Below are 3,115 nucleotides of genomic sequence, written 5' to 3'. Positions count from 1 at the left end.
CTATCTTTTTCTACTATAAGATTATCAAGTGAATAGGACACTTTCTAAAATTGTCTACTTTACTGATACAATAACAGCCGTTGTCACGGACTTTTTCTTAGGTTTTTGCTGCGTTTTGTCCTTGATTAGACTTTTCAACTATCGCATAAAATATCATTAAGGCGTCAAAAATAGCAGGTACAAATTCTATTCGAATTGCCCTGCTATTTCTATTGTTATTTAGTCGTATTTTATGCTTGAATAATAGTTTCTTTATCCTCTATCCATTCTTTGTTTTCCTTTAGATATGCGGATGCTTTTTCGATTTGTTCTTCTACTCTATTCTTCGCTGTCCCACCTGCCACATTACGGGCATTCACAACGGTTTCGGGAGTAAGTGCATCGAAAATATCCTCTTCAATTAAATTTGAGAAAGATCGGAATTCTTCTAGAGATAAATCCAGTAAATATTGTCCTTGATTGATACAGTGCAACACAACTTGCCCAACGACTGCATGAGATTCTCTAAATGGCATCCCTTTTCCAACTAGATAATCAGCCAAGTCAGTAGCGTTGGAGAAGTCTTCTTTCACTGCTTGATACATCGTTTCCTTCTTTACTTGCATGGACTCTATCATTGGAGCAAATAAAGCTAAAGCGCCTTTTAATGTTTCAACCGTATCAAACATGCCTTCTTTATCCTCTTGCATGTCTTTATTGTACGCTAGTGGGAGCCCTTTTAAAGTTGTCAGCATTCCCATTAGGTGACCATATACGCGCCCTGTTTTTCCACGAACAAGCTCCGCTACATCGGGATTTTTCTTCTGTGGCATCATACTACTTCCTGTTGTAAACTCATCATCCAATTCTATAAAGTTAAACTCTGCACTAGACCATTGGACCATTTCCTCACAAAGTCTAGATAGATGGGTGGAGATAAGCGATGCATTTGCTAAAAATTCAACAACAAAGTCACGATCGCTAACTGCATCTAAGCTATTTTCACAAATACCATCAAATCCTAATCTTTCCGCAACAAACTCTCTGTCTATCGGAAAAGTTGTTCCTGCCAAAGCACCCGCTCCAAGTGGGGATTTGTTTACACGTTTAAAACTATCCTGTAGGCGCTCTACATCACGTTGAAACATAAATACATAGGCGCTCATATGATGTCCAAATAAAACAGGTTGCGCACGCTGTAAATGCGTGTACCCAGGCATAATGGTATCAAGATTTGCCTTAGCTTGATTTAAAAGCGACTCTTGCACCTTACCAAGAAGACTTGTTAAATCAACAAGTGCCTCCCGCAAGTACAAGCGCATATCTAAGGCCACTTGGTCATTTCGGCTTCGTCCAGTATGTAGTTTACCACCTACTGGGCCTACTTCTTCGATTAAAAGCTTTTCAACGTTCATATGAATATCTTCGTTTTCAGCAGATAATTCCGCTTCTCCACTTTCAATCTTAGCAGCTACCTTCTTTAAACCTTCTGTTATCTTATCCGCGTCCTCTTTAGAGATAATCCCACATACGTTCAACATTTCTACATGAGCGAGGCTTCCTTGGATATCATACTTTGCTAATTTCTTATCAAAGTAAATCGATGCAGTATATTCATCAACTAATTCATTTGATGGCTTTGTGAATCGTCCGCCCCATAGTTTCACGGCTTAACAGCTTCCTTTACTTCTAGTTTCACCTTTTCAGTTGAGTTAAATTTTGAACCTGCTTTGTTCACAGATGCATGAACTTTTGTTGGAAGTCCCCAAAGTTTAATGAATCCTAATGCAGCTTCATGGTCGAAAGAATCTTCTTTATTGTATGTTGCTAGGTCAAAATCATATAGAGAATTAGCTGATTCACGACCGACAACTTGTGCTTGCCCTTTATACAATTTAATTTTAACCGTACCAGATACAAATTCTTGAGTTTCTTTAATGAAAGCTTGTAATGCGGAAGTTAATGGCGAATACCATAGCCCATAATATACTGCTTGAGCTAATTTTTGTTCTACCATTGGTTTGAACTCCGCAACTTCTCTTGGTAATGTTAAAGCTTCTAGTTCTTGGTGTGCTGCAATTAGAGTCATTGCTGCAGGTGCTTCATAAATTTCACGTGATTTAATACCGACTAAACGATTTTCCACATGATCAATACGTCCTACCCCATGTTTTCCTGCCATATCATTTAATTCCAAAATTAATTGGTCTAATGGTAGAGCTTTTCCATCTAAAGAAATAGGTTTACCCTTTTCAAACGTAATTTGAACAACTTGTGGTTCATTCGGGGCATCCACTGGATCTTGAGTTAATTCAAAAGCTTCTGCTGGTGGCTCAGCCCATGGATCTTCTAACACTCCACATTCATTACTACGTCCCCATAGATTTTGGTCAATACTAAATGGATTATCTAAATCAATTGGAATTGGAATATTATGTGCTTTTGCATATTCAATTTCCTCTTCACGAGACATGGACCAGTCACGTACAGGTGCCACAATCTTTAATTCTGGGTTTAATGCTGTAAAGGAAACATCGAAACGAACTTGGTCATTTCCTTTCCCTGTACAACCGTGTGCAACTGCTACCGCGCCTTCCTCTTCAGCAATATCAACTAAAATTTTTGCAATTAACGGACGAGACAATGCAGAAATTAATGGATACTTTCCTTCATATAATAAATTTGCTTGTAAGGAAGGTAAAACGTATTCCTCTGCATATAAAGCCTTTGCATCTACCACATAAGATTTTATCGCACCTACATCAATTGCCTTCTTCTTAGTAAATTCTAAATCCTTTCCTTCCCCGACGTCTAGAGCAACCGCAATAACATCATAGTTATATTTATCCTGTAACCATTTAATTGCAACAGAAGTATCAAGTCCACCTGAGTAAGCTAAAACAATTTTATCCTTCATGAAAAATTTCCCCTCTCGAATATGTCCTATTAATGAATTATTATGCATCATAGTGCATAATAATTCAAGTGGTTTTTTGAAATTTTTTATTTATTTTTTGTTTTGGATAAATTAGTGGATTGGCCATGTGATTGGAAGGATATCCTATGTGTAAAATAGTTCTCGGGGATTTGAAACAAAATTCTAGAAAAAAAAGAAAAGGCGCTCTATCATAAATGT

2 protein-coding genes are annotated in these 3,115 nt (G+C 37.4%); both read right to left on the bottom strand.

What is annotated here, in order from left to right:
• Positions 1 to 230: 230 nt before the first annotated feature.
• A complete protein-coding gene (gene argH, locus KM885_RS17585) occupies positions 231 to 1,646 on the bottom strand; it encodes an argininosuccinate lyase (protein ID WP_216884337.1) in 1,416 nt (471 codons plus the stop codon).
• Positions 1,643 to 2,896, bottom strand: a complete 1,254-nt coding sequence (locus KM885_RS17580) for an argininosuccinate synthase (RefSeq protein WP_060668096.1) — start codon at positions 2,894 to 2,896, stop codon at positions 1,643 to 1,645. Before KM885_RS17580 ends, argH begins: the two co-directional genes overlap by 4 nt.
• Between the last annotated feature and the right edge of the window lie 219 nt (positions 2,897 to 3,115).

It is taken from the genome of Oceanobacillus caeni, assembly GCF_019037185.1.
GTDB lineage: Bacteria > Bacillota > Bacilli > Bacillales > Amphibacillaceae > Oceanobacillus > Oceanobacillus caeni.
The sequence above is the reverse complement of the archived record's forward strand: the minus strand, read 5'-3'. Positions and strand labels throughout refer to the sequence as shown.

Excerpts from the sequence above, each read along its gene's own strand:
- KM885_RS17580 (WP_060668096.1), bottom strand. The coding sequence starts at position 2,896 with ATGAAGGATAAAATTGTTTTAGCTTACTCAGGTGGACTTGATACTTCT.